Source organism: Ruegeria sp. D7 (assembly GCF_056534355.1).
Window position 1 is genome coordinate 96,067 of the sequence record NZ_JBQFPG010000006.1, and the last position, 24,385, is coordinate 120,451.

Here is a 24,385-nt window from a genome sequence, read left to right on the forward strand (position 1 = left end):
ACCGCAGATTCAATTGTTGGAGACACTGTTAACAACCCTGTGACTGGTCTGGATACGACAGTCACCGCACTGATCGTGGATCCCGCTTCAACACCTACAGCCGGGACGACGGCTTTTGTTGAGACGGCGGATGGCTATGTGTTTCTCGTCAAAGATGCCGGCGATACAATTTACAACTCCGACAATCCCCCACTGGCATTTGAGATTGTATCCATAACGGGAACAACGGCTCAGATCAGTAATTCTGGTGCGACCGGAACGGCCAGCTTGTCCACTCAGCTGACCCTGTCTCAGTACAACAGCAACTTCAACAGTTCGGGTACTCCTGGCTCTGTCACCCCGCCGGTGAACGTCTCCGGACCTAACGGTGTGAGCCAGGTCGTTTACGGGCGAGATGGCAGCAATGGGCGCGATGGTGCGCTTGTTGTGCCACCAAGTTCAGGTGGAAACGGTGCCGATGGCCCAACCCAGACACAAACCCTGAGCGGGAATGTCAACGCAACCAGCAATGTTGGTTGGCAAGTGGGTAGCGTTGGCGGTGACGGTGGTCAGGGCGGCGACTCGTATCTGAGCTTTTGGGACGGGCGCGATGGCGGCGACGGCGGGGAAGGCGGCACGGTAAACGCAACACAATCCTCCAGCAGCACGATCCAGACATCGGGCGACGGCTATGACGGTATATTTGCGTTCAGCCGCAGCGGCGAGGCTGGTGATGGTGGCAGCGGCTTCGCGGCTCCGGGTGGGGGCACCGGTGGCCACTCGGCAGATGGTGGCGATGTAACCGTTACGCAGCGGGGTGACATTTCTACGTCCGGCGACTCGGCTGATGGCATCTATGCACTGAGCGTTTCGAACAACGGCGGTAATGGTGGCTCACAATGGGGGCTGGTTGGCTCGTCCGGTAACGGAGGCTATGGCGGTAGCGGTGGCACCGTAACGGTAAACACGACCTCAAGCGGTAGCATCTTGACGACCGGCGACTATGCGAACGGGATTTACGCCCAATCCATCGGCGGTTCGGGGGGGTCAGCGGGGACAAGTGGCAACTTGTTGGTTTCGCTCATTGGCGGGGCCGATAATGGCGGAAATGGAGGCAGGGTTAACGTCTCGCATAGTGGCGCGATTGAAACACAAGGTGATTTCGCGCGCGGTATCGTTGCCCAGTCCATCGGTGGCGGCGGTGGTTCGGGCGGAACTGCAGGCGGCCTGGTATCACTTTCTCTTGGTGGCGTGGGCTCGAACGGCGGTAGCGGGGACGCGGTGAATGTCACTGTGCAAGGTTCGGGAAGCATCCTGACTTCGGGCATTGGGGCTGACGGCGTCATGGCGCAATCCATCGGCGGCAGCGGCGGAACCGGTGCAAATTCATATGGGCTTGTTGCGATTGGTGGCACAGGATCTCGGGGCGGAACGGGCGCTGCGGTGAGCGTCAGCAACTACGGGCGTATTGTAACCGAAGACGACAACGCCCGCGGGATTATCGCGCAATCCATCGGCGGCGGTGGCGGTGACGGCGGCTCGTCCGGTGGAATGGTCTCGGTCGGTGGCAATGGCAGCGGCGGTGGCAGCGGGTCCACTGTGACGATCGTGAATGACGGGATCATCACCACTTCGGGTGATGATGCGATGGGTATTCTGGCCCAGTCGATTGGTGGCGGTGGCGGCAATGGTGGTTCGTCCGGTTCGGTAGGTGCGTTTGTCGGGGTAGCCATCGGTGGTGATGGCGGGGCCGGAGGGACTGGTGGCAATGTCAACGTAACCTTATCCAACACCGATGGCAGCCAGCCGTCGGCTATCCGGACTTCGGGCGCGCGCTCGGCAGGTGTATTTGCACAATCCGTCGGCGGCGGTGGCGGCAACGGTGGCGGAGCGGTCTCGGTTGCGGTTGGCGCATTTGGCGCGGCATCGGTCTCGGTTGGTGGGTCCGCTGGCAATGGTGGCAACGGTGGGACGGTCACGCTTAGCGGCAGCGGTTCAGCTTCGGTGCAGACCGGAGGCGACGACTCGGTTGGGGTGATGCTGCAATCTGTTGGCGGTGGCGGCGGCAATGGTGGCTATGCGGTATCTGTCGCAGCCTCTGGAGGTCCGGTATCGGGTTCGCTGGCTGTTGGGGTTGGCGGTGACGGTGGTACAGGCGGCACGGGTGGTCCGGTCACGGTTGGCCAGTTCGATGGTAGTGGCGTCGCAACAGCAGCTGGGTTTGAAGGCACTGTCGTCACGACCGGAAACCGGTCGACAGGTATGCTGTTTCAGTCCGTCGGCGGTGGTGGTGGCAATGGTGGATTGGCGGTCGCCGCGACCGGAGGCGCTTCGGCTCTGTTTTCGGGCAACGTATCAGTCGGAATTGGTGGCAAGGCCGGCAGTGCGGGCAATGGTGGACTTGTTCAGGTCTATACCAATGCTGACGTGACCACGACTGGCACAAGCTCCAGCGCGATCATCGCGCAATCCGTGGGTGGCGGTGGCGGTAATGGTGGTGGAAGCATCGCGGCCGGTATCAGCGCAAGCGGAGGCGCTGCAGTCGGGATCAACGTTGGTGTCGGCGGAGATGGTGGTGGTGCCGGTATCGGTGGCAACGTCACTTTGCGTGCCGGTGGGACCTCAATCGAAACCAGTGGCGCATTCTCCAGCGGTGTCGTTGCGCAATCCGTTGGCGGCGGCGGTGGTAATGGTGGTTATGCCATCGGTGCCAGCGCCGATATTGCGGGCGGCGCTGCCGGGTCCATCAGTGTAGGCCTCGGCGGCAAAGCTGGCGGTGGAGGTGCGGGCGGTACAGTGACGGCCCAAGTTGATACGGATGTCACCACCCGTGGGGATGATGCCGGTGCGGTCGTGGTGCAATCCATCGGCGGTGGCGGTGGCAATGGCGGCTTCAGCGTCGCTGCTGGCTTGGCGGCCGGCGGTGGCGGTGCCGGAACGATTGGAGTCGGACTTGGCGGCGACGGAGGCAGCGGCGGCATAGGCGGTACGGTAACCGGCGTGCGCGTCAACGGCGACGTTCGGACCGAAGGTGCACGCTCGACGGCTGTCGTTATTCAATCCATCGGCGGTGGCGGTGGTAATGGTGGTTTCAATGTCACCGCCGGAGTGGCAGCGGCAGGAGCCGGTGCTGGGTCAATTGGCGTCGGGCTCGGCGGCAACGGCGATACAGGCGGCAATGGCGGCCTGGTTGAAGGCCAGGTTGCAGGAAACATCACAACAGTGTCCGAAGGCTCAGGCGGCGTAGTTTTCCAATCCATCGGCGGCGGTGGTGGCAATGGTGGCTTCAACGTGACGGCCGGTGTTGCTGGCGCGGGGGCAGGTGGCGGTGCCGTCACCGTAGGCCTTGGTGGCGACGGCTCAGGAGGTGGAATCGGTCAATCGGTGACCGGTCGAGTCACAGGCACCGTAAGCACCGGTGGCGCGGACTCAACTGCCGTTCTGGCACAGTCCGTTGGCGGCGGCGGTGGCAATGGTGCTTTTAATGTTAGCGCGTCACTTGCAGGGGCTGGGGTTGCGAGCGGTGCAGTTTCAGTTGGCCTTGGCGGCGACGCAGGTACGGGCTCGACGGGTGGCACAGTCAATCTGACGACTACAAATACGATTGTAACTGTCGGGGACCGTTCTTCAGGCGTCGTCGCCCAATCCATTGGTGGTGGTGGCGGCAATGGTGGGTTTAATATCTCGGGGACCGGGGCCGGTGCAGGTACTGCAAGCGGTGCGGTCAGCGTCGGGCTTGGTGGAACGGGCGCAGGTGGCGGTAATGGCGGGTCGGTTACGCTAAGGTCCAGTGGGACAATTCTGACGCAAGGCGACTCGGCGACAGCATTCCTCGCGCAGTCCATCGGCGGTGGCGGAGGTAACGGCGGGTTTAACGTCAGCGCATCGGTTCAGGGATCGGGCACTGCAGGGGCTGGCGTCTCGGTCGGATTGGGTGGCAACGGCGGCGGTGGAGGCGATGGCAGCACGGTCGATGCCACATCGAATAATGCGGTTGAAACGCAGGGGGATCAGTCCTCGGGCGTCGTAGCGCAATCCATCGGTGGCGGAGGCGGCAATGGTGGGTTCAACGTAGCCCCGGTTCTGTCGGGCGCAGGTACAGCCAGTGGTGCGGTGAGTGTAGGACTGGGTGGTTCAGGTGATACCGGCGGCAATGGCGGCATTGTCACGCTGACTTCGAATGGCACCATCCTGACGGATGGCTTCGCCTCAAGTGGGTTTGTTGCGCAGTCGCTTGGCGGTGGCGGAGGTAACGGCGGGTTCAATGTCTCGCCCACCGTGTCCGGGGCTGGAACGGGCGCGGGATCGGTTTCGGTTGGTCTGGGCGGCTCAGGGTCCGCCGGGGGTGACGGCAGTTTGGTGACGGCCAGCACAACAGCTAACGTGGTGACCCGAGGGGATGCTTCGGTGGGTATACTCGCGCAGTCCGTTGGTGGCGGCGGTGGTAATGGTGGCTTCAATGTCTCACCGGCTCTGGCTGGGGCCGGCACCGGATCGGGCGCGATCAGCGTTGGCCTGGGTGGGTCCGGTGGCAGTGGCGGCAGGGGGGGTGTTGTTGGCCTGACGGTTGCCAATAGTGTTCAAACCGAAGGTGCGCAGTCCAGCGCAGTTGTGGCGCAATCAATCGGCGGCGGCGGCGGCAATGGCGGGTTCAACGTTTCTGCTTCCGTCGGTGGCGCAGGTACGGGTTCTGGCGCTGCGGCAGTTGGCTTGGGCGGTCGCGGAACTGGCGGCGGTGACGCCTCGGCGGTCACGGCGAATGTAACCGGGAATCTGATCACGCAAGGTGAAACCTCCAGCGGTCTCTTGGCACAATCTGTCGGCGGTGGCGGCGGTAATGGTGGCATGAACGTCTCGGTTGCAGTGGCCGCGGCGGGCACTGGCTCGGGTGGGGCATCCGTGGGTCTTGGTGGCGCGTCCGGTACCGGCGGCAACGGAGGCACAGTTGAAGCCACATTGAACGGAAACGTCTCGACACAAGGCGATGAATCCGGCGGGGTGATCGTGCAAAGCCTTGGCGGCGGTGGTGGCAATGGAGGCATGAATGTTTCCGCCACAGTCACTGTCGCAGGAACCGGTAGCGGTGGTGCGTCTGTTGGTCTTGGTGGCAGCGGTGGCGACGGGGGCGACGCGGATACGGCCGAAGGCACGGTCGTTGGCAGTGTTACCACTACCGGTGACAATTCTGGCGGCGTCTTGGTGCAATCTGCTGCGGGTGGCGGCGGCAATGGCGGGCTGAACGTATCAGCAGCCGTGAACATCTCGGGGACCGGGGGCGGCGCCGTCGGGGTTGGCATCGGTGGCTCGGGTGGCGATGGCGGTGCTGCGAGCGCGGCGACGGGGTCGGTCACCGGCGATGTCACTACAAGTGGTGAGAACGCGACGGGCGTTCTGGTCCAATCCGTTGGCGGCGGCGGCGGTAATGGCGGCGTCAACATTTCGGGCGCTCTGAGCATCGCACGCACTGGATCGGGTGCGGCAGGTATCGGCGTGGGCGGCTTCGGCGGCAGTGGCGGGACCAGCGGGGTAGTCGACAACACGTTCTCTGGCAATGTGAGCACCTCGGGTCCGCGGTCGGCTGGTATTATCGCACAAAGCCTTGGCGGAGGTGGCGGGAATGGCGCCACAAACATTTCCGGGGCCATTTCTGTAGCCAGCAACTATTCCGGCGGTTTGGGGATCGGCGTCGGCGGCTTTGGCGGGGACGGTGGTGCGGCAGATAACGTCACGCAGCGGGTCACCGGAGATGTCATGACAACCGGTGATGACTCGGTCGGCATTCTGACGCAAAGCCTCGGCGGCGGTGGTGGCAACGGCGGCACCAACATCTCGGCAGCGTTGTCTCTGTCCCGATCAGCCAATGCGGCGGTCGGCATCGGTGTGGGCGGTTTTGGCGGCGGCGGCGCTGATGCCGGAGCGTTGGTGCAATCGACAATCACCGGTGGAGTAACCACAACAGGTGATCGCAGCACCGGGATCCTGACACAGAGCCTTGGCGGCGGTGGTGGCAACGGCGGCACTAATATCTCGGCCTCGTTGGGTATCAGCCAGGAAAATGGCGGCTCGGTCAGTCTGGGCGTTGGCGGCTTCGGTGGCGGGGCGGGTAACGCTGGTGAAGTGAACAGCACGTTGCGCTCAAGAACGGACAGCAGTGGCACAACTTCGGTGGTAACCACTGGCGTAGACAGTATTGGTGTCATGGCCCAGTCGGTCGGCGGCGGCGGCGGTAACGGCGGTCTGAACGTTTCTGGCGCTGTCAATCTCACCGGCAAATCCGGTGCAGCGGTTGCCCTGGGACTTGGTGGCTTTGGTGGCGGTGGTGGCAATGCCGATGCGGTCACGTTGGATGTTCAAAGCGATGTAGTGACGGCGGGTGACGGATCGCATGGTCTGTTTGCGCAAAGCCTTGGTGGCGGTGGCGGCACCGGGGGCGTGAATATTTCGGGCACTCTGGCGCTGACCAAACCATCGGGATCGGACACGATCTTTTCGGTTTCAGCGGGTGTTGGCGGCTTTGGCGGGGCTGGCGGTGACGCAAGTGACGTCGATCTGGACTATACCGGCAATGTGCAGGCCGTTCCGATGGTCGAGCAACCGGATGGAACATTCGCTGTTGATGAAAGCAAAGGAGCCAGTGGCATCATTGCTCAGTCGCTTGGCGGCGGCGGCGGTGACGGTGGTACGAACGTCTCGGGCGGCCTCGCGATCAGCGGCAAACCCGGCGCAGGCCAGACAGATAGCAGCAAATCCTACGCGGTTGTCGTGGGCGTCGGGGGCTTTGGTGGCGGCGGTGGAGACGCCGGAAATGTCGATGTGAACATTGGCGCAGGCAGTACGATCACAGCTCACGGCACTGGCCAATCCGGCCTGCTGGCCCAATCCGTTGGCGGCGGCGGTGGCAACGGTGGTCTGAATGTGTCAGGCGGAATCGTATCCGACAGCTCTCTGATCGTGGGCGTCGGTGGTTTCGCAGGCGATGGCGGCCAGGCCGGAGACGTCACGGTCACCTCGCAAGCGGATATTACGGTTACAACGAACCCGGACGATATATCGATCCCCAACACAACGACGTTCGAAGACAAACTGCGTGATTTCCTGGGCGACTCAATCGTAGATGAGACCGAGGAATTGGCGTCGAACTTCGGGTTGGAACGCCTGTTCATCGACATGGGTGTCTTCAACGAAGAAAAGCCGGATACTGACGGTTCGGCGGGTCTACTGGCGCAGTCCATCGGCGGCGGCGGCGGCAATGGCGGTCTGAATGTCTCGGGTGGAATTGCGCTCAGCAAAGATGGCAAGATCCCTTCGGTTACGTTTGGCGTCGGAGGCTTTGGCGGTGACGGCAATGTCTCGGGCAATGTGGGCGTCAATCACGCGGGAACTGTGTCAGTCGCCGGCAACTGGAAACATGGAGTTTTGGCCCAGTCGATCGCAGGCGGCGGTGGCAACGGTGCTTTGAACGTGACCGGGCAGCTGAACTATGGCGACTCCAACAACTCGGACGGCAAAACGGATCTGAGCATTGTGGGCGGCCTTGGCGGCCACGGAGGTACTGGTGCGGATGCGGGTGACGTGTCGGTCACTCAGACCGGCAACATCGCAACAAATGGCTATCACGCGCGCGGAATCTTTGCCCAGAGCATCGGCGGCGGCGGTGGCACTGGCGGCATTAATGCGACCTTTGTTGGTACCAAGGACAGCTCACCCATCGCGATGGGGATCGGCGGCTTTGGCGGCGGTGGCGGCGATGCGGGTGACGTGACCGTCGCGCGTGGCACAGCGGCCCTTGCTGCGGGGACAATCACGACCGATGGCGTTGGATCGCACGGTATCGAGGCGTCGAGCATTGGCGGCGGCGGTGGCGATGCCGGGATCAACGCAGTTGTGGGTATCAGCAAGACCACCGGCAATCAAAGTAACGGCGGCACCGGCGATTCCACGGATCGCAAGACACCGACCAATACCGGCGTCGATGACTCGGTCATCGCCAACTACAACGCGGTTTTGGATGAGCTTGAAGGCAAGGTGAACCCTGCAGATTCCTCGGGCAACAAAACCGGAGTTTCGGCGGTGGTTGCCATCGGCGGCGATGCAGGTACGGCAGGGGACGGTGGCGAGGTCGATGTTGACCACTATGGTGATATCGTCACCTTGCAAGATGGCAGCCACGGTTTGTTTGGGCAATCCATCGGCGGTGGCGGCGGCAACGCCGCCTTGAACCTCGGCATGACCTATGAGCTTGCCTCCGACGCGACCAACAAAGGCTTTGGCTTGGCTATTGGCGGCGGCACGGGTGAGGGCGGAATCGGTGGTTCGGTGGATGTGCGCAATACAGGCGACATCACGACCTCGGGCGCGGACTCTCATGGTCTCTTTGCGCAGTCCGTTGGCGGCGGCGGCGGCAATGCTGGCTACAATTCGGCATCGACGTCGGTCGATGGCGGCAATGTAAACATCCAGATCGGCCGCACGGGTGGAACCGGGGGCAGCGGTGGGGACGTCTATGCCAGCTCGAACGGCGCGATCAGCACGACGGGCAACCGGTCTTATGGCTTCTTTGCACAGTCCATCGGCAATGGCGGGGGTAACTCGTCATCAACTTCGGTCAGCATCGGCACCCCGAAATCCGGCGACAGCAAAGGCAACAAAGCCAGCCTGTCAGTCGGGCTTGAAGGCGGTACGGGTGGCGCAGCAGGCGATGTGACTTCTGTGGTGGCGGGCACTGTTGTCACGCAGGGCGATGACGCACATGGCGTATTTGCGCAGTCAGTTGGCGGCGGCGGCGGCAATGGTGGCAAGGCCAGCAACTCGGCTGGCAAGGGCACTTCAATTGCCTTGTCCATCGGTGGCACTGGTGGCACCGGAGGCGTTGGTGGCACGGTGGACGTGACCAACACTGCCCAGATCGCAACGTTCGGAGATCGTTCGATTGGGCTGATGGCGCAATCCATCGGTGGCGCAGGCGGAACTGGCGGCATGGTACAGGCCGGACAATCGAACCTCGATACCATCAAAGCTGTGGTCAACCCGTCCACAGTCGGCACCACAGCATCGATCAACATAGGCGGTACAGGTGGGGACGGTATGACCTCGGACATCGTGACCGTTGTGAGCGACGGAATAATCAGCACAGCAGGCACCATGGCCCATGGTATCTTTGCGCAGTCCGTCGGAGGCGGCGGCGGCATGGGTGGTGTCGTGGAAAACCGCATCATCAGCCTTCGTAAAGAGATTGGAAACACCGCGACCTTGTCCATCGGCGGCAACGGCGGCTCGGGTGCGATGTCGGCGGCGGTATCTGTGACCAACCGGGACGTGATCCTAACCACGGGCGACAAGTCGGTGGGTATCTACGCGCAATCGGTCGGCGGTGGCGGTGGTGATGCACAGCAAGTTCGAAACATTATTCTGGGCCGGTCCTCGGAGGGGTCTACGACAAACGCGATCCTTATTGGTGGCACCGGCGGCACCGGTGGTTCTGGCAGTACAACCACTGTTGTGAACGAAGCCGATGGTACGATCGTGACCAGCGGAGCCGAAAGCCACGGTATCTTCGCGCAGTCTGTCGGCGGTGGCGGCGGCAATGGCGGATCGACAATCTCGGTTGATGGTCGCTATGGCGGGGCCGAGGCGAGCACTCGGCGGGCGTTGCAGTTTGGCCTGGGTGGCTCGGGTGGTTCCGGTGGAACCGGAGGCAACGTGGCCGTCACAAATGCGGGCACGATCATCACCATTGGTGCAGGTGCGCATGGCATCTTTGCTCAATCCGTTGGCGGCGGCGGCGGCAATGGTGGGAGTTCGATTACTGGGACGCTGCGGCTAAAGACTGGGGACAACAGCTCTCCGACCGCGCAGTTGAACATCGGTGGTTCGGGTGGCAGTGGCAATGCTGCCGGAAACTCGGTTGTCACCAATACCGGCGACATCCGCGTTGATGGCGAAGGGGCCTACGGTATCTTCGCGCAATCCGTTGGTGGGGGCGGCGGTAACGGTGGTTTGGCCGTCGCGATGGATGTGAACGACCTCAAAAACACCATGACCGGCCAGTCATACTCGAAGATCGCCATTGGCGGTTCTGGTGGCGACGGTGCGGATGGTGGAGATGTCACGGTCAACCATACCGGTACGATTGTCGTGAACGCTGAAAACGGGTTCGGTATCTATGCCCAATCCGTAGGTGGCGGCGGCGGTAATGCGGGATATTCGGTATCGTCGCCCTTGGTCTCGGCGCTGGACTACACGATCTCTCATGTGTTGGGCGCGCGAGAAGGGACCACCGGATCGGTGGGAACCGCGACTGTCAATTCAACCGGTGACATTCTGGTGAATGGTGCAGGCAGCGAGGCCATCTTCGCACAATCCGTCAATGGCGGCGGCGGCAACTCCGAAACATCGGTCGACTTTACGACCGCGACGGCAAGCGCGGGTGGAACCGGCACTGTTTATATCAGTGACATCTCGCTGGGCGGTGATGATGTTTCGGGCACGGCGGGCAGCCAGGTTGCCCAGTCGCACGTCGGTAACATAGCGACCACCAGTGACCGCTCGACAGGTCTGATGCTGCAGAGTGTTGGCGGCGGTGGTGGCACATCGGCCAACAACATCAGCCTTCAGGATGGCGACGGTATCGAGATTGATGCGCGCCTGGGTGCGATTGATACGAATGATGCAGCAGGTGGCGATGTGTTCGGCAGCCGGACTGGCGATGTCGGCACTGATGGTGCGTTTTCCTCGGCAGGTACGGCGCAATCTATTGGCGGCGGCGGCGGTAAGCTGGTGCTCAACAGCACGGGCCCGGCTGATACCAACAGGTTTGCTTCGGTAATCCTGGGGTCCGATCCAAGCTTCCGCAACAGCGGCGGTGATATCGATCTTGATCTGAATGGAGATGTCTTCACCAGCGGTGACCGGTCCTTTGGCCAAAGCGTTCAAAGCATCGGCGCGGGCGGTGGTGAAGCTGTCGTTGCTGGTCTTGGAGGCGTCGATGTGACCCTCGGGGCGCAGGACGATTCAACTGGAGATGGCGGCAACGTCGATTTCACCAATGCCGGTGACGTAAACACAAGTGGTACCGGATCGCATGCGTTCGTGATCCAGAGCATCGGCGGCGGCGGTGGTCTTGTCACGACAGACCTGGACCCCAGCCAGGTGACCGTAAATCTGTCAGCAGCGAATGGCGGGGACGGCGGGGACATTCTGTTCTTGCAAACTGGTAACACGGTTACCAGTGGAGAGAACGCGATCGGTGTCGCCGCGCAGTCGTTGGGTGGCGGCGGCGGCATCGTCGATTCCATATTCCGGGGTGCCGCAGGTGGCGCCGGGTCGGGCGGTGCTATCGACATGACCCTGACCGGCAATGTCTTGTCGGTCGGCGACGGTGGCATTGGTGTCTTTGCACAATCCGAAGGCCGTGACGGTGCAGACGCCATTATGCTTGGGTTCGATGGTGTTGTCATGGGCGGCACCGGGCAAGCGAACTCGGTTGCCTCGATCATTGTCGAAGGAGGTACCGACAACACGCTGACCCTATCAGAAGACACGGTGCTGATCGCGGGCAATAACCAACTGGTGAACGGCGGCGATGGCAACGAACAAATCACGCTGTCCGGACGCGCGCTCGGTAACCTGAACCTTGGTGACGGGACGAATGGCCTGACCGTGGAAGATGGTGCAACCTTCTATGCATTGGATACCGTGAATCTGGGCGACGCCGGGCTCATGCAGGTGGATGGCAACTTGGTTCTGGGCGCAAATTGGGGCGTCGACGGAGGCCTGACGGCTGCTGCTCAAGCGGATGATTTTTCCTTCACCGAGAATGTTAGCCAGACCACGAACGTGACCGGAAGTCTGGCCTTTGGCGGCACTGCGACTTCAACGTTCGACGTGTATTTCCGAACCACTGGCATATCGGGTGGAGACAGCGATCTGATCAATGTCACCGGGGATGCCACCATTGGTGGTACATTGGTGCCGCGGTTGAACACGCTCGAACGCGCATTGCCGCTTGTCATCATCAATCCCGATGGAACGGCCGCAGATGCTGGCACGACTATCCAGGACACTGTGGTTCTGGATTACTCCATTGGTTTGAACGGGGCGACTTCGGACGGCAGTTCGATCGATCTGGTGATCACACCAGACTATTCGACGCCTAGGATGAACTCCAACCAGACCGCGATCGGTGACTATATCAATGATGTCCTGAACGGGCGGGGAACGTCCGACCAGGGCGAGCTTTTGGCGCTGATCGGGAACATGCAATCCGAGGCCGATGTGATCGCGGCCATTGAGAGCTTGTCGACAGCAGACTACGCCGCAGATGCGGTGGATGCGTATTTTGGCACGCGGGTATTCGCGGATACGCTGCAAAACTGCGAACGCTACACCAATTATCAAGCCGGGGATGATCCGCGTAACTGTATCTGGTTTACCGGCGGCCGCTATTTCTTCGACCGCGAGCAGACAGGGATTTACAACGATCTGAACGTCAATAACACCAATTGGTCGGCGGGTGTCCGTCTACCGGTGGGGGATGAGTTGTATGCAGGGTTTGCCTTGGGCTACGATCAGATCAGCCTGCAGAACGGATCGCAATACAATGCATCCGGCGATCGGTTCAATCTGGGTGCATCGCTGACCAAATACACAGGCGCGTGGGAGTTTGCGGCCATGCTGTCGGCAGGTTGGTCAAACTACAATACAAGCCGTGCAGGTGGGATCCGGGGCGTTTTGCCCAATGGCACAATTGTGGACACCGTTGGTGTCAGCGAGATCAAGCACAAGATGAACCACCAGAACCTGCGGCTCAGCCTGGCGTATGATCAAAGACTTGGCGCTGGTGGAGCGTACCTGCGCCCCGAACTGGCCGTCGATGCGACGCGGTTGGCGACGGAAAGCAATGGCGATGCCACTTTGTCAGGTATCGTCTTGCAGGACGACAACGAGATGATCTATTCGCTGACGCCGTCGATTGAGATCGGGACCGAGCAGATACTGAGCGCCTCGCAGAAACTGCGTGCGAGCCTGCGCGCCGGTGCCATCCTCTCGTCTGACGACACGGTGTCGGTAACCGCTGGCTTCAGTGGGGCCAGCGCCGCCGATGGAGGGTTCGTGAATACCAGCTATATCGGTGACGCCCACGGCGTCGTGTCCGCGCGGTTGGGATTGTTTGCTTTGGATGACAGCAGCTTTATCAACCTGAGCCTGGACCATATGTTTGGAGACTCAACCGAAGCCCTGCAGGTTGGCATTGGCCTTGGGATACAATTCTAGTTTATGAGGAACAGCAGTATGAAAACTTGGATCTACGCTTTGGTGGCGTCGTTCGGTTTGACAACTCAACTTGGCGCACAGGAAAACGAAGCGCCATTGTGGTCGGTCAACTGCAGCAATCAGGTCAACGGAACTGAATTGATTTGTGAAATGACCCAGACCATTATCTTAACCGAGAACAATCAAAGGCTTGCCTCGATTGCGTTCGTCAAACCTGCCGGCAGAGACGAGATCGAAGCGGTGCTGACACTGCCATTTGGCCTGCTGTTCTCTGAAGGGCTGATTGCTAAAGTGGATGATGCCGAGATCGCGCGGCTGGATTTTCTAACCTGCGAAGCACAGGGTTGTTTTGCCCGTTCTCCTGTTTCTCAGGACTGGATGTCAAAGATGCGCGCTGGCAATCTGTTGAGTATTGAAAGCGTAAACCGGGTCGGCGATCCGATTTCCTTTGGTTTCGATCTGGCGGGATTTAGCAGAATATCCGATATGCTGCCGTGATTGCCTGGCCTTCCTTCCAGTAGGCCGCGCAGGCCTTCTTGGTTAGCAACGCGTAGATGGGTCTGACCATAGCGTTCATTTTGTGATTGCGCTCGCAACGAGCGGAGGCTGCGGCGTAGGGCTATGTGATGGCTTTGGATTTCCGAGATGCGAGCGTTCGCGCCGACTAGTTCTCAGAGACACTCCTGGTCGGCGATGTCGAGGGTGCGGTCCAGAATCGCCAGCCCTGTCATCAGGTCGTCTTCACTGATGTTGAGCGGTGGGGTCAGGCGGATCACGTTCGAGAAGAAGGACAGGTAGAGGCCTTCGTTCATCGCAAAGCTCATCATCTCGCTCATGGGTCTGGCGTCTTCGCCTTTGGCGGCAAATGGCACCAGCGGTTCGCGGGTGTCGCGGTTCTTGACCAGTTCGATGCCGTTGAACATGCCCTTGCCGCGAATATCCCCGATCGAGGGGTGTTTCTTTGCCAGCTTGTGCAGCTCTGCGCGCATCTTTTCCCCCACCGCGGTGGCGTGGGCCAGCGTGCCTTCTTCCTGCATGGCTCGGATCGCGGCAATGCCAGATGCGCATGCCAGCGGATGGCCGGCATAAGTCAGGCCTCCGGGCAATGGGTAATCGCGCAGCCAGTCATGCAGCTCGGTACTGACGGACATGGTGCCAAGCGGCACGTAACCCGAGTTGATGCCCTTGGCCGAACAAATGATGTCCGGCTGAACACCCCAGTGATCGACGGCGAACCATTTTCCGGTCCGGCCAAACCCGGCCATGACCTCATCCGCGATCAGTAGGATGCCGTATTTTTCGCAGGTTGCCTTAATAGATTGCAGATATCCGTCGGGTGGCACGATGATCCCGTTTGTGCCGACAATAGGTTCCAGAATGACAGCGGCCACGGTGTTGGGGTTTTCATACATCAGGATTTCTTCCAGATGCGGCCCGCCTTGGGCGACCGGGCACTGGGCCGGGTCTTTGTGGCCTGTTGGTAACCGATAGACGTAAGGATCAAGCATCCGCACGATGCCCGGCATATCGGCGCGGGTCAGATGGTGGCGCGGGTCGCCGGTCAGCGATAGCGTGCCACCGGTTGCCCCGTGGTAGGAACGGTAGCGGGCTATGATCTTTGTCCGACCGGTGTAATGCCGCGCCAAACGGATCGCGGTTTCATTGGCGGCGGACCCTCCTGTTGTAAAAAAGGTTGATGAGATGTTGGCAGGTGTGATCTCGGTCATGATTGCCGCGAGTTCTGATCGAACATCCGAGCCCATGGCCGGGCCGATATAACAAAGCTTGTCCGCCTGATCCTTAATCGCTTGTACGATCTTGGGGTGCTGATGACCCATATTGGCGTTCACCAGCTGGCTTTGAAAATCGAGGTAGCGTTTGCCGTCGCTGTCCCAGAACCAACTGCCCTGAGCACCTGTTATGACGCGCGGGCGGCTGCCCTGCTTTGACCAGCTTTGCAGGTAATGGTCCGCATGCATGTCTTTGACCCACTCGGGATCGTGTGAGGGGTAGGCGTTGCTGAAGTCTTCCATGACAGGCCTCTTGGCGTGCGGGGTTGGGATTAATCGATGATGGTTACTGGCTGGCCCAAAGCGTCTGCATCAGGCGTGACGCCAAGGCCGGGGCCTTCGGGTGGGGCGATGCGACCGTTCCGGCGGCTAGGTGCATTCGGATCGAGACGCGGTTTGACATAGTGGGACAGATCGCATGTATTCATGATGCCGTGCGCTGGGGTTGAGGCCGCAAGATGCAGCGAGGCGGCCGTCGTAACATCGCTGCCCCAAGTATCCTCGATGCACATCTGCGTGCCTAGTGAAAGGCAGAGATCGCGGATTTGGCGCATTGCCGAAAGGCCGCCCATCTTCGACAGTTTCAGCGCAGCAGCATCCATGCAGCCAGCGCGGTGTCCTGCCAGAACCGAATGAATGTCACAGGCGCTTTCGTCCAGCTTCATCGGCAGACCAGTCGCGGCGCGGACATGGGCGCATTCCTCGATCGTGGCGCAAGGTTGTTCCAGCATTATGTCCAGATGCGAGACAGCGCGGCCAACTCGTGTGGCGGTCAGCGTATCTGACCCGCAATTCCAGTCTCCATAAACCAACGGGCCATCACCAACAGCCTCGCGCACTTGAATCAAACGAGCAACGTCGGCTTCCCAGTTGTTATCTGCACCCAGCTTCACCTGAAACTGTCGCATGCCCTGATCAAAGGCATTGCGCGCCATGCGCGCCATTTCTTCCGGTGCGATACAGGTGATTGAATGATACAGCGGCATATCGGCAACGGCGCGCCCACCGAGCAAAGCATATAGCGGTAGTCCCGCTGCCTGTGCGGTCAGATCCCAAAGCGCTGTATCAATGGCTGACTTGGCGTAGCCATGCCCGATCAGATGCTTATTAAGGCGCTCCATCAGCGCTTCGGGACCAACCGGGTTAGCGCCGATGAGAACGGGTGCCATCTCTTCAAGCGCTGGAACCACGCCCGTGGCATAGGCGGGTAAATAATGCGGGATCGGACAAACCTCTCCCCAGCCCGATGCGCCGGTGCCGGTATCCAGGCGGACGACCACTGAAACCGTCGTATCGCAGGTCTTGCCCTCGGCCATGTAATAGGTGTCATGCGAGGTCAGCGGGACTTCCCAGGCGGTGATGCGGGTTATCTTCATCAGGCGGTTTCCATCAGGCGCAGGATTCGTAGGTTGCGACAGGTGGGCCAAGGCTGTCAAAGTCCGGCGTCACCCCAAGCCCCGGAGTATCTGTGGCATAGAGTTTACCGTCCCTTACTGTGGGGCCGCCAATCCCGGTGTTACGGGTGTTGTAGTTCATCAGATCGGTTGAATTGATCAGCATCTCTTGGGGTGTTGAGGCCGCAAAATGGCCGACCGCAGCGGTGGTGATCTGCCCGCCCCATGTATCCTCGGAGACAACCGGAATACCGTGATCAATCAGGAAATCACGCACCCGGCGGGCTTTGGACAGCCCACCAAGGTTTGAAATCTTCAGACAGCAAATTTCGGCACCCCGATCGTTTACAATACGCCGGGCCATGTCGATCCCGGTCACACATTCATCCAGCTTCATCGGTTGCTCGGCTACGCGGCGCACCTGCTGGCATTCGTCATAGCTGTGGCAGGGTTGTTCAAGGATAAAGTCCAGATCTCGGGTTGCCCGGGCCACACGGATGGCGTTGTCAACGCGCCAACCCTGATTGGCGTCTGCCATCGCCTTTTCACCGGGTTTCAGCAGGGGCACGCCTTCGCGGATACGGTCGATATCGGTCACCCAGTCGCCACCTACCTTGATCTGGAACTGCCGGTATCCCGCTGCGCGGTGCTGCTCCATCTCGGCGATGGTTTCTTCCAAGACAGGCCTTTGCGGCACAACCCGGTACATCGGCGCACCATCGGTGAGTTTGCCGCCCATCAGCATCCAAACAGGTTGTCCGGTGGACCGTCCCAGAATATCCCAACACGCTGCATCAAAGGGCGCTTTGGCGTAGCCGTGACCTTGGACCGTGCCATCCATCAACCGTTCGATCTTGGACAGCTGGCGGGGATCTTCCCCCAGCAAGCGCGGGGCGACGAGGCGGGCAAAGGCCTCGACGCCTTCGGAATGGGCGATCATGTAGTTCTCGCCGCATGGGGCAAACTCGCCGCAGCCCTGTAGACCCGCATCCGTGTCGATCAACACTACCGAAGACATCGACGTTGTGATCGCGTTGCCCGCGCCCCAGCCGTATGATCCGCCGACATAGGGCAGGGGAGTTTTGAACACACGGATACGGGTTATCTTCATGGCGTCACCATAGGGCTTCCGCGATGGCCGATGCTCTGGTTTTCAGATCACGCCAGTTCACGAACTGCGTCCTTGCGTGGGCGTTCGGATTTCGGATCATAGGCTGCTTCGCCGAGGACACGCCCTTTGCGGGGTACACCAGCGATAACTACTTCGATCTCTGTGCCCGGAACATTCACGTGTGGCTTGACGTAAGCAAAGGCGAGGATTTTGCCGACGCTGTGGCCATAGGCGACCGAGGCTGTTGCACCGACAACCTCGCCGTTGATCCGAATAGCCTCGCCCCCATGACCATCTTCGACCCCATCCGGTTCGATCTCCAAATAGGCGCAAATCCAAGGCATCTCGCCCGCCTCAGACTGAGCGGCGCTGGCGCGCGTTGCTTCGACACCCAGATACTCTTTGTCCAGCTTGAAGAACCGGCTGACATTGGCCTCTGGCAGCGTGACCTCGTTGGTCAGTTCTCCAGCACCGGGGAATGCTTTTTCCATGCGCAGGCTGTTCATCGCAAACGAGCCGTAGTTTTCGATGCCAAATTCCTCGCCGGCAGCCCACAGTGCGTTGTAGACGTCAACGCAGGCTTCATCCGGCATGTGGAATTCCCAACCCAACTCGCCCGCATAGGACATGCGAAAGGCCCAGACCTTGTGCCCCGCGATGGTGATTTCCTGAGCCGACAGCCAGCGGAACCCGGCGTTGGACAGGTCCGCGTCGGTGCATCTGGCCAGCACCTCGCGGGAATTTGGCCCGTTCAGGGACAAAGCCGACCAATCTTCGGAGAGCGTTTTGACAAAGACTGTCTCTCCCGTGAGGTTCTGGTTCAAGTGATCGACAAGGCGTTGTTCAAAGAAGGCGGCACATACAAGGTAAAAGCGATCTTCGACCATGCGAACGATAGTCGTCTCAAGCTCAATCCGGCCCCGACGGTTCAGAAAATGGGTCAGCGTGATCGAGCCGTCTTTCTGCGGCATCCTGTTGGCAGTCAGGCGGTCAAGATAGGCGTAGGCATCCGGGCCTGAGACCTCGACCTTGGTGAATGCGGTCACGTCCATGATGCCGACCCGCTCGCGCACGGCCTGGCATTCCAGCGCCACCATGTCGAATACCTCGTTGCGGCGGAACGAATAGTGGTCACGCTGTTCAACACCATTGCGCGCGAACCATCGCGGGCGTTCGTGGCCGAAAACCTCTTCATAGACCGCGCCCTTTTCCTTGAGGATTTCAAAAAGCGGCGAGGGTTTGATCGGACGCCCTTCAAGACGATTGAAATGCGGAAAGGGGATCTCGTGCCGTAACTTGTAATCCTCATGCGCCTTGATGACCTGCCAGTCTTTCTTGGCATAGCTGCCAAAGCGGCGCGGATCATAGTCACGCATGTTGATATCGGCAGCACCGTGTACCATCCATTTTGCTAGTTCACGGGTCAGACCAGGCCCCCAACCGATGCCGATCTGCGTGCCACAGGAACACCAGTAATTCTTGACGCCCGGCGCGGGGCCGACCATCGGGTTGCCATCTGGCGGGTGGCTGATTGCACCATGGACTTCGCGGGTGATGCCCAGTTCAGAAAAGATCGGCATCCGTTCTAATGAGTTTTCCAGCCATGGCATGACACGGTCATAATCCGCCTCGAACAGCCAGTTTTCGTATTCCCAAGGGCATTCATCGTGCCAGACAGAGTTTGCGTTCTCTTTTTCGTAGATCCCGATCAGGCCCTTCTTCTGTTCCATGCGGATATAGCCCGAGACCATCTTGTCATCGCGGATCACCGGCAGCTCGGTCTTCAGGTCTTTGAATTCAGGCACATCTTCAGTGACAAAATAATGATGGGTCATCGAGGTCATGGGTAATTGCAGGTTCGACCATTCGCCCATCTGACGGGCATAGGTGCCGCCTGCATTAACGACGTGTTCGCAGGTGATGGTGCCTTGTTCGGTTTCCACCACCCATTCACCTGCATCGTTCTGGGTGATGTTGGTCGCGCGACAGTGGCGGAAAATCTTCACACCTTTCTGACGGGCCCCAGCTGCCATCGCCATAGTCACGTTGGAAGGATCAACGTGACCGTCATCTGGCGTGTAAAGCGCGCCAATGACACCGTCGAGGTTATAGTAGGGGTGCTTTTCAGCTATAAAATCAGGCCCTACCAACTCGATGTTGAATCCCAGCGCTCGGCCAACTGATAATGTGTGGCGCAGCCAGTCCATCTCATCCTCGGTATAGGCCAGACGGAATGAACCGCAGCCATGCCATGTAACCGCCTGACCGGTTTCTTCCTCAAGTGTCTTGGAATAAAGGCCAATGTTATAGTCGACCAATTTGCCCAGCCCGTAGGAACTGGTGGAGTGAGTAATCTGACCAGCGGCATGCCAGGTGGAGCCCGAAGTTAACTCGGCCTTTTCCAACAGCACCGTGTCTTCGCCCCAACCTTCATGGCCCAGGTGATACGCCAGTCCGCAACCCATGACGCCACCGCCGACAATGACGACCTTTGCGCGTGCAGGCAGTTCCTTTTTAGACATCGCAACTTCCTGTTTCCGAGACATGGAATTCTGTGGACTTCCTATTGCTACATATGTACCACTGTCAATTAAAAATGGCACAAATGTACATACCGAGGTAAGCAATGTGCGGTACAGATGTTTCAAGTGGTATTCTGACGCGTACGGATGTTACGAATCCTGACGCGATCTTTTTGACTGAAACACCAGCTCGGCTTGTATCAGGAGAAAAAATATGACTGTCCTGCCAACCCACTCGCTCGAGGCCCGGTACTATACGGATCCTGACATATTCGACAAAGAGATGAACGGCCTGTTGTGCAGAACTTGGCAATACGCTGGTCATGCGGCAGATATCCCAAATGTAGGCGATTACTTTGCGTTCGAAATCGCTGGTCAGAACCTTTTTGCCATTCGCGGACGCGACAATCTTGTCAGGACTTTCTACAACGTGTGCCAGCATCGTGCGCATGAAATGGTGACCGGAACTGGGAATACCCGTGTAGTGGTTTGTCCCTATCATCAGTGGACCTATGAGCTTACCGGCGGCCTGCGGTCTGGGCCGAACATCAAGAAAGTTCCCGGTTTTGATCGCGCGAAAATCTGTCTGACCGAAGTACGGACCGAAGACTTCCTTGGGTTCATCTTTGTCAATTTGGACGATAACGCGGCAACGATGGACGAATGGTATCCCGGTGTCCGGGACGAGTTGTCTGAGTTCGTGCCGAACACTAACGCTCTGGCCCCCTTAGAGTGGGTGGAAATTCCCGAAAACTGCAATTGGAAGGTTTCGATCGAGAATTACTCGGAATGCTATCACTGCCCAACTAATCACCCGACCTTTGCCGAAGGCGTGATCAAACCGGAAACCTATGACATTCAGCCCGATGTGTCGGGAGGTTACGTGCTGCGTCACACGACCGAGTGCCAAAGCCTCGAAAAGATGACCTATCCGATTGATCTGGAAAGCAACAAGCACGCGGGCGACTATCAAAGCTGGTTCCTGTGGCCGATGTTCTCGTTCCAATGCTATCCGGGAAATGTTCTGAACACCTATCATTGGCGGGCAAATACAGTGGACAGCTGTACCGTCTGGCGCGGGTGGTACACAGAAGGCGGTCATGAAAGCGACGTGATCCGTGGCCTTGCCACTCAGGATCGCGAAACAACTGTGGCCGAGGATATTCGGTTAGTGGAATCCGTTCACCGCGGCCTGAAATCCAAAGGGTACAAACCGGGACCGCTGGTGCTTGATCCGGCCTGTGGCGTCATGAGCGAGCATTCCGTTGCGAAGCTTCAACAATGGATGCGCGAGGCGATTGAATAACGTTACGTGCTGTGGACGGGCCAGATAAGACATCACCGAAGCCAACGCTGTGCCAAAGGGCACACCCGACCAGAACGACGCGATCGAGCCCCTTGCCTTCGGTGGTGGGGCTGGTTGTAAGACAGGGGCGGCGGCTTTAGCGGTATATCGAGCCAGGACCGACTAAGTTGCAGATCGGTAGTTTCACCTGAGGAGAGAATGATGGACGATAACCTGTTTGAACATGGCCTGAAGCAGCGCAAGTCGACGCTGGGCGCCGAGTATGTTGAGAAGAACCTGGCAGCGGCGGATGATTTTACCCGCTCATTCCAAGAGAACATGACTGCTTGGTGCTGGGGCTTCGGCTGGGGGGATGACACGATCGATCACAAGACCCGTTCGATGATGAACCTCGCTATGATTGGGGCACTCGGCAAGATGCATGAATGGGAAATCCACTGTAACGGCGCATTGAACAATGGTGTCACCAAAGAGGAAATCCGATCAATCATTCATGTGATTGGCATTTATTGTGGCGTCCCGCAATCTCTTGAATGCTTCCGTGTCGCGCGCAAAGTCCTGACCGAACGTGGGCTGCTGGACTGACCTGATCCCTTCGCGAGATCTTCAGAAGGAACGACACAATCAGCGAGATTGCGCGTCTGCAGTTCGCGCGGTCTGCTGACACCTGCCTAAGCCGGGTCTGGCACCTCACCTTGCCAATGGTCCCCCATCGCGACGATGCATGAAGTACCGTTGGCGTAGTTCTGAACGATCATCCAGTCTCCGCTTGTGCGTTTGACCCAAACCTCCAGCATTGTTTCGGGATCGCGCAAACCCATGCCCTGACGTTCGGCTCCCAGAACCTGTTTCAGTGTCTGTGCCATCCGTGCGCTGTCATCACAGCTGACATCCGCCATTTTAGACTGCGCAGTAGAAGGCACCGCAAGGCATAGAAGAAGAAGGCTGGCATGAAGACGGGTCATAGGTGAAGGTTAGTTCTTTCTGCGCTCAAGCGTAACAGTTTTATGACGCCCTGTAGATAAAACTCGCGCAGAGTCCTGCGAGAAACGCCACACACTGCAGAACCAGGCAATCATCGCGCCTGTCACAAATCTTTCGCGTAGATGTAAACGAAACGATTCAAAAGCGTCACGAAGCTTTTGTTTTGACGTTCTATCCGCCTCGCAACGATGGGGGCGATATGCTGAGAATTGAAAAGCTGACCAAAAAGTTTGGTGACAAACGGGCCGTGGATTCGGCGAATATCGTCGTCAACAAGCCAACCATGATCGGGATTATAGGCAGCTCCGGGGCTGGAAAATCCACGCTTTTGCGCATGGTCAACCGTCTGAGCGATGCAACGACCGGCACAATTACTTTTGAAGGCGAAGAGATTTCTGCGCTTCACGGTGCTGCCAAACGCGAATGGCAATCGCGCTGTGCGATGATCTTTCAGCAGTTCAATCTTGTACCGCGCATGGATGTCGTCTCGAACGTTTTGCATGGCACGCTGAACAGGCAATCGACCTTTTCGACGATGTTCAACCTGTACCCGCGGTCGGATATTCATAAGGCGATTGAAATTCTGGATCGGCTAGGCATTGCCGAGCAAGCACCCAAGCGAGCCGAAGCCTTATCAGGCGGCCAGCAGCAACGCGTCGCCATCGCCCGCGCATTGATGCAGGACCCGAAGATCATTCTGGCGGATGAGCCGATCGCCTCGCTGGACCCAATGAATGCACAGGTTGTGATGCAGTCGCTGCGGGCCATTCACGAAGAAGACGGCCGTATGGTCATTGCTAATCTGCACACATTGGATACCGCACGTCGCTACTGCGACCGGGTCATCGGAATGCGTGATGGTCGGATTGTGTTCGACGGCACCCCTGCGCAGCTGACCACGGGCGTAGCGCGCGACATCTACGGTGCAGGTGCAGACTTTTCCGAGGCCGCAACCTCGACCGAGATCGAAACACTGGACAGGCCAGAGGTCCGCGAAGCGGAAGCCTACGTCTGAGCCAGTTTCCCCCGCGTCCGTCGCGGGCCACCTTCATCTAACCGAACGGAGAAAATGATGAAAAAGACCCTCGCACTGGCGTTTGCCGCCACGACCGTTTTGAGCACTGCTGCTCTTGCCGAAGAAATCACCGAGTTTCGCATTGGCATCCTCGGTGGTGAAAATGCCCAGGACCGCATGAACTCGTACCAGTGTCTTGCAGACTATACCTCTGAGGCGTTAGGCGTTGAGACCAAGCTATTCGCCCCGGCGGACTACAACGGTGTGATACAGGGCCTGTTGGGCGGTACACTCGACATGGCATGGCTGGGTGCCTCTTCTTACGCGGCCACCTATCTGCAAGACCCCGAAGCAGTTGAGCCCGTTCTGATCAAGGTCAATGTGGATGGTTCAATCGGGTATCACTCGATCGGGTTCGCCCGTAAGGATAGTGGCGTCACCTCACTGGACGACATGAAAGGCAAAGTGTTTGGGTTTGGTGATCCGAACTCGACCTCAGGTTATCTGATCCCGTCGATCGAAATCCCGCAATACAAAGAAGGTATCACCATGGAGTCGGGTGAGTATTTCGGTGAGGTCAAATTCACTGGTGGCCACGAGCAGACGATCGTCGCTGTGAATAATGGCGACATTGATGGTGGTGTGACCTGGGCCGATGGTCAGGGCAACTGGGAAGATGGATACAATTCTGGTGCCCTGCGCAAAGCGGTTGACGCAGGTCTTGTCGACATGAACGACATGGTCCAGATCTGGAAATCGAACGTTATCCCCGAAGGCCCTGTGGTTCTGCGCAAGGCGTTGCCTGCCGATGTCCGTGCGACCATGACAGATCTTGTCGATGGCCTGCACGAGCGTGACCCCGATTGCGCTTATGGTGTGGCGGCAGGCGAGACGCTGGGTTTCCAGCCGGTATCGCATGACACCTACATCTCGATTGTTGAGGCCCGCAAAGCCAAAATCGGTGGCTAACGCGCGCACATGACGTTTCCGGCAACCCATTGGGGTTGCCGGT

The 24,385-nt window shown here is 59.1% G+C and carries 11 protein-coding genes; 6 read left to right on the plus strand and 5 right to left on the minus strand.

The annotated features are described in order from the left end of the window. The first annotated feature begins 39 nt into the window (after nt 1–39). Nucleotides 40–13,251 carry an autotransporter outer membrane beta-barrel domain-containing protein gene (locus tag ACRZ9U_RS10775; RefSeq protein WP_170746928.1) on the plus strand — a complete coding sequence of 4,404 codons (13,212 nt, stop codon included), beginning with the start codon at nt 40–42 and terminating at the stop codon, nt 13,249–13,251. Nucleotides 13,252–13,269: 18 nt separating this feature from the next. Then, nucleotides 13,270–13,749, plus strand: a complete 480-nt coding sequence (locus tag ACRZ9U_RS10780) for an invasion associated locus B family protein (RefSeq protein ID WP_170407630.1) — start codon at nt 13,270–13,272, stop codon at nt 13,747–13,749. 173 nt (nt 13,750–13,922) lie between these two features. Here ACRZ9U_RS10780 and ACRZ9U_RS10785 read toward each other — a convergent pair whose 3' ends face one another. From ACRZ9U_RS10785 to ACRZ9U_RS10800, 4 genes are read right to left on the minus strand one after another with little or no spacing between them, the layout of a single operon-like run. Next, entirely contained in the window at nt 13,923–15,284 is a 1,362-nt protein-coding gene (locus ACRZ9U_RS10785; RefSeq protein WP_480901802.1) for an aminotransferase class III-fold pyridoxal phosphate-dependent enzyme, read from the minus strand. A 29-nt stretch (nt 15,285–15,313) separates the two neighbouring features. Then, the gene (locus ACRZ9U_RS10790) at nt 15,314–16,417 is read right to left on the minus strand and encodes a mandelate racemase/muconate lactonizing enzyme family protein (RefSeq protein ID WP_170407633.1); all 1,104 of its coding nucleotides are present in this window, start codon (nt 16,415–16,417) and stop codon (nt 15,314–15,316) included. Between the two features lie 13 nt (nt 16,418–16,430). Further along, the gene (locus ACRZ9U_RS10795) at nt 16,431–17,546 is read right to left on the minus strand and encodes a mandelate racemase/muconate lactonizing enzyme family protein (protein WP_170407635.1); all 1,116 of its coding nucleotides are present in this window, start codon (nt 17,544–17,546) and stop codon (nt 16,431–16,433) included. 47 nt (nt 17,547–17,593) lie between these two features. Further along, a complete protein-coding gene (locus ACRZ9U_RS10800) occupies nt 17,594–20,068 on the minus strand; it encodes an FAD-dependent oxidoreductase (RefSeq protein ID WP_480901806.1) in 2,475 nt (824 codons plus the stop codon). A 214-nt stretch (nt 20,069–20,282) separates the two neighbouring features. Here ACRZ9U_RS10800 and ACRZ9U_RS10805 point away from each other — a divergent pair, with 214 nt between their 5' ends. Together ACRZ9U_RS10805 and ACRZ9U_RS10810 are read left to right on the plus strand one after the other, a co-directional pair. Next, complete coding sequence (locus ACRZ9U_RS10805; protein ID WP_170394282.1) at nt 20,283–21,374, plus strand: aromatic ring-hydroxylating oxygenase subunit alpha; 1,092 nt, start codon at nt 20,283–20,285, stop codon at nt 21,372–21,374. A gap of 198 nt (nt 21,375–21,572) precedes the next feature. Continuing rightward, nucleotides 21,573–21,959: a carboxymuconolactone decarboxylase family protein gene (locus ACRZ9U_RS10810; RefSeq protein ID WP_480436495.1), complete on the plus strand. Its 387-nt coding sequence runs from the start codon at nt 21,573–21,575 to the stop codon at nt 21,957–21,959. An 86-nt stretch (nt 21,960–22,045) separates the two neighbouring features. Here the strand turns inward: ACRZ9U_RS10810 and ACRZ9U_RS10815 are convergent, their stop codons facing one another. Then, nucleotides 22,046–22,339 (minus strand): hypothetical protein, encoded by a 294-nt coding sequence (locus ACRZ9U_RS10815; protein WP_170407642.1) that lies wholly within the window; start codon nt 22,337–22,339, stop codon nt 22,046–22,048. Nucleotides 22,340–22,557: 218 nt separating this feature from the next. On the opposite strand from ACRZ9U_RS10815, the gene phnC reads away from it, so the two are divergent. Beyond that, the gene (phnC, locus tag ACRZ9U_RS10820) at nt 22,558–23,373 is read left to right on the plus strand and encodes a phosphonate ABC transporter ATP-binding protein (RefSeq protein ID WP_170407645.1); all 816 of its coding nucleotides are present in this window, start codon (nt 22,558–22,560) and stop codon (nt 23,371–23,373) included. Between the two features lie 57 nt (nt 23,374–23,430). Next, on the plus strand, nt 23,431–24,342 hold the full coding sequence (phnD, locus tag ACRZ9U_RS10825; protein ID WP_170407648.1) for a phosphonate ABC transporter substrate-binding protein: 912 nt from the start codon (nt 23,431–23,433) through the stop codon (nt 24,340–24,342). The last annotated feature ends 43 nt before the right edge of the window (nt 24,343–24,385 follow it).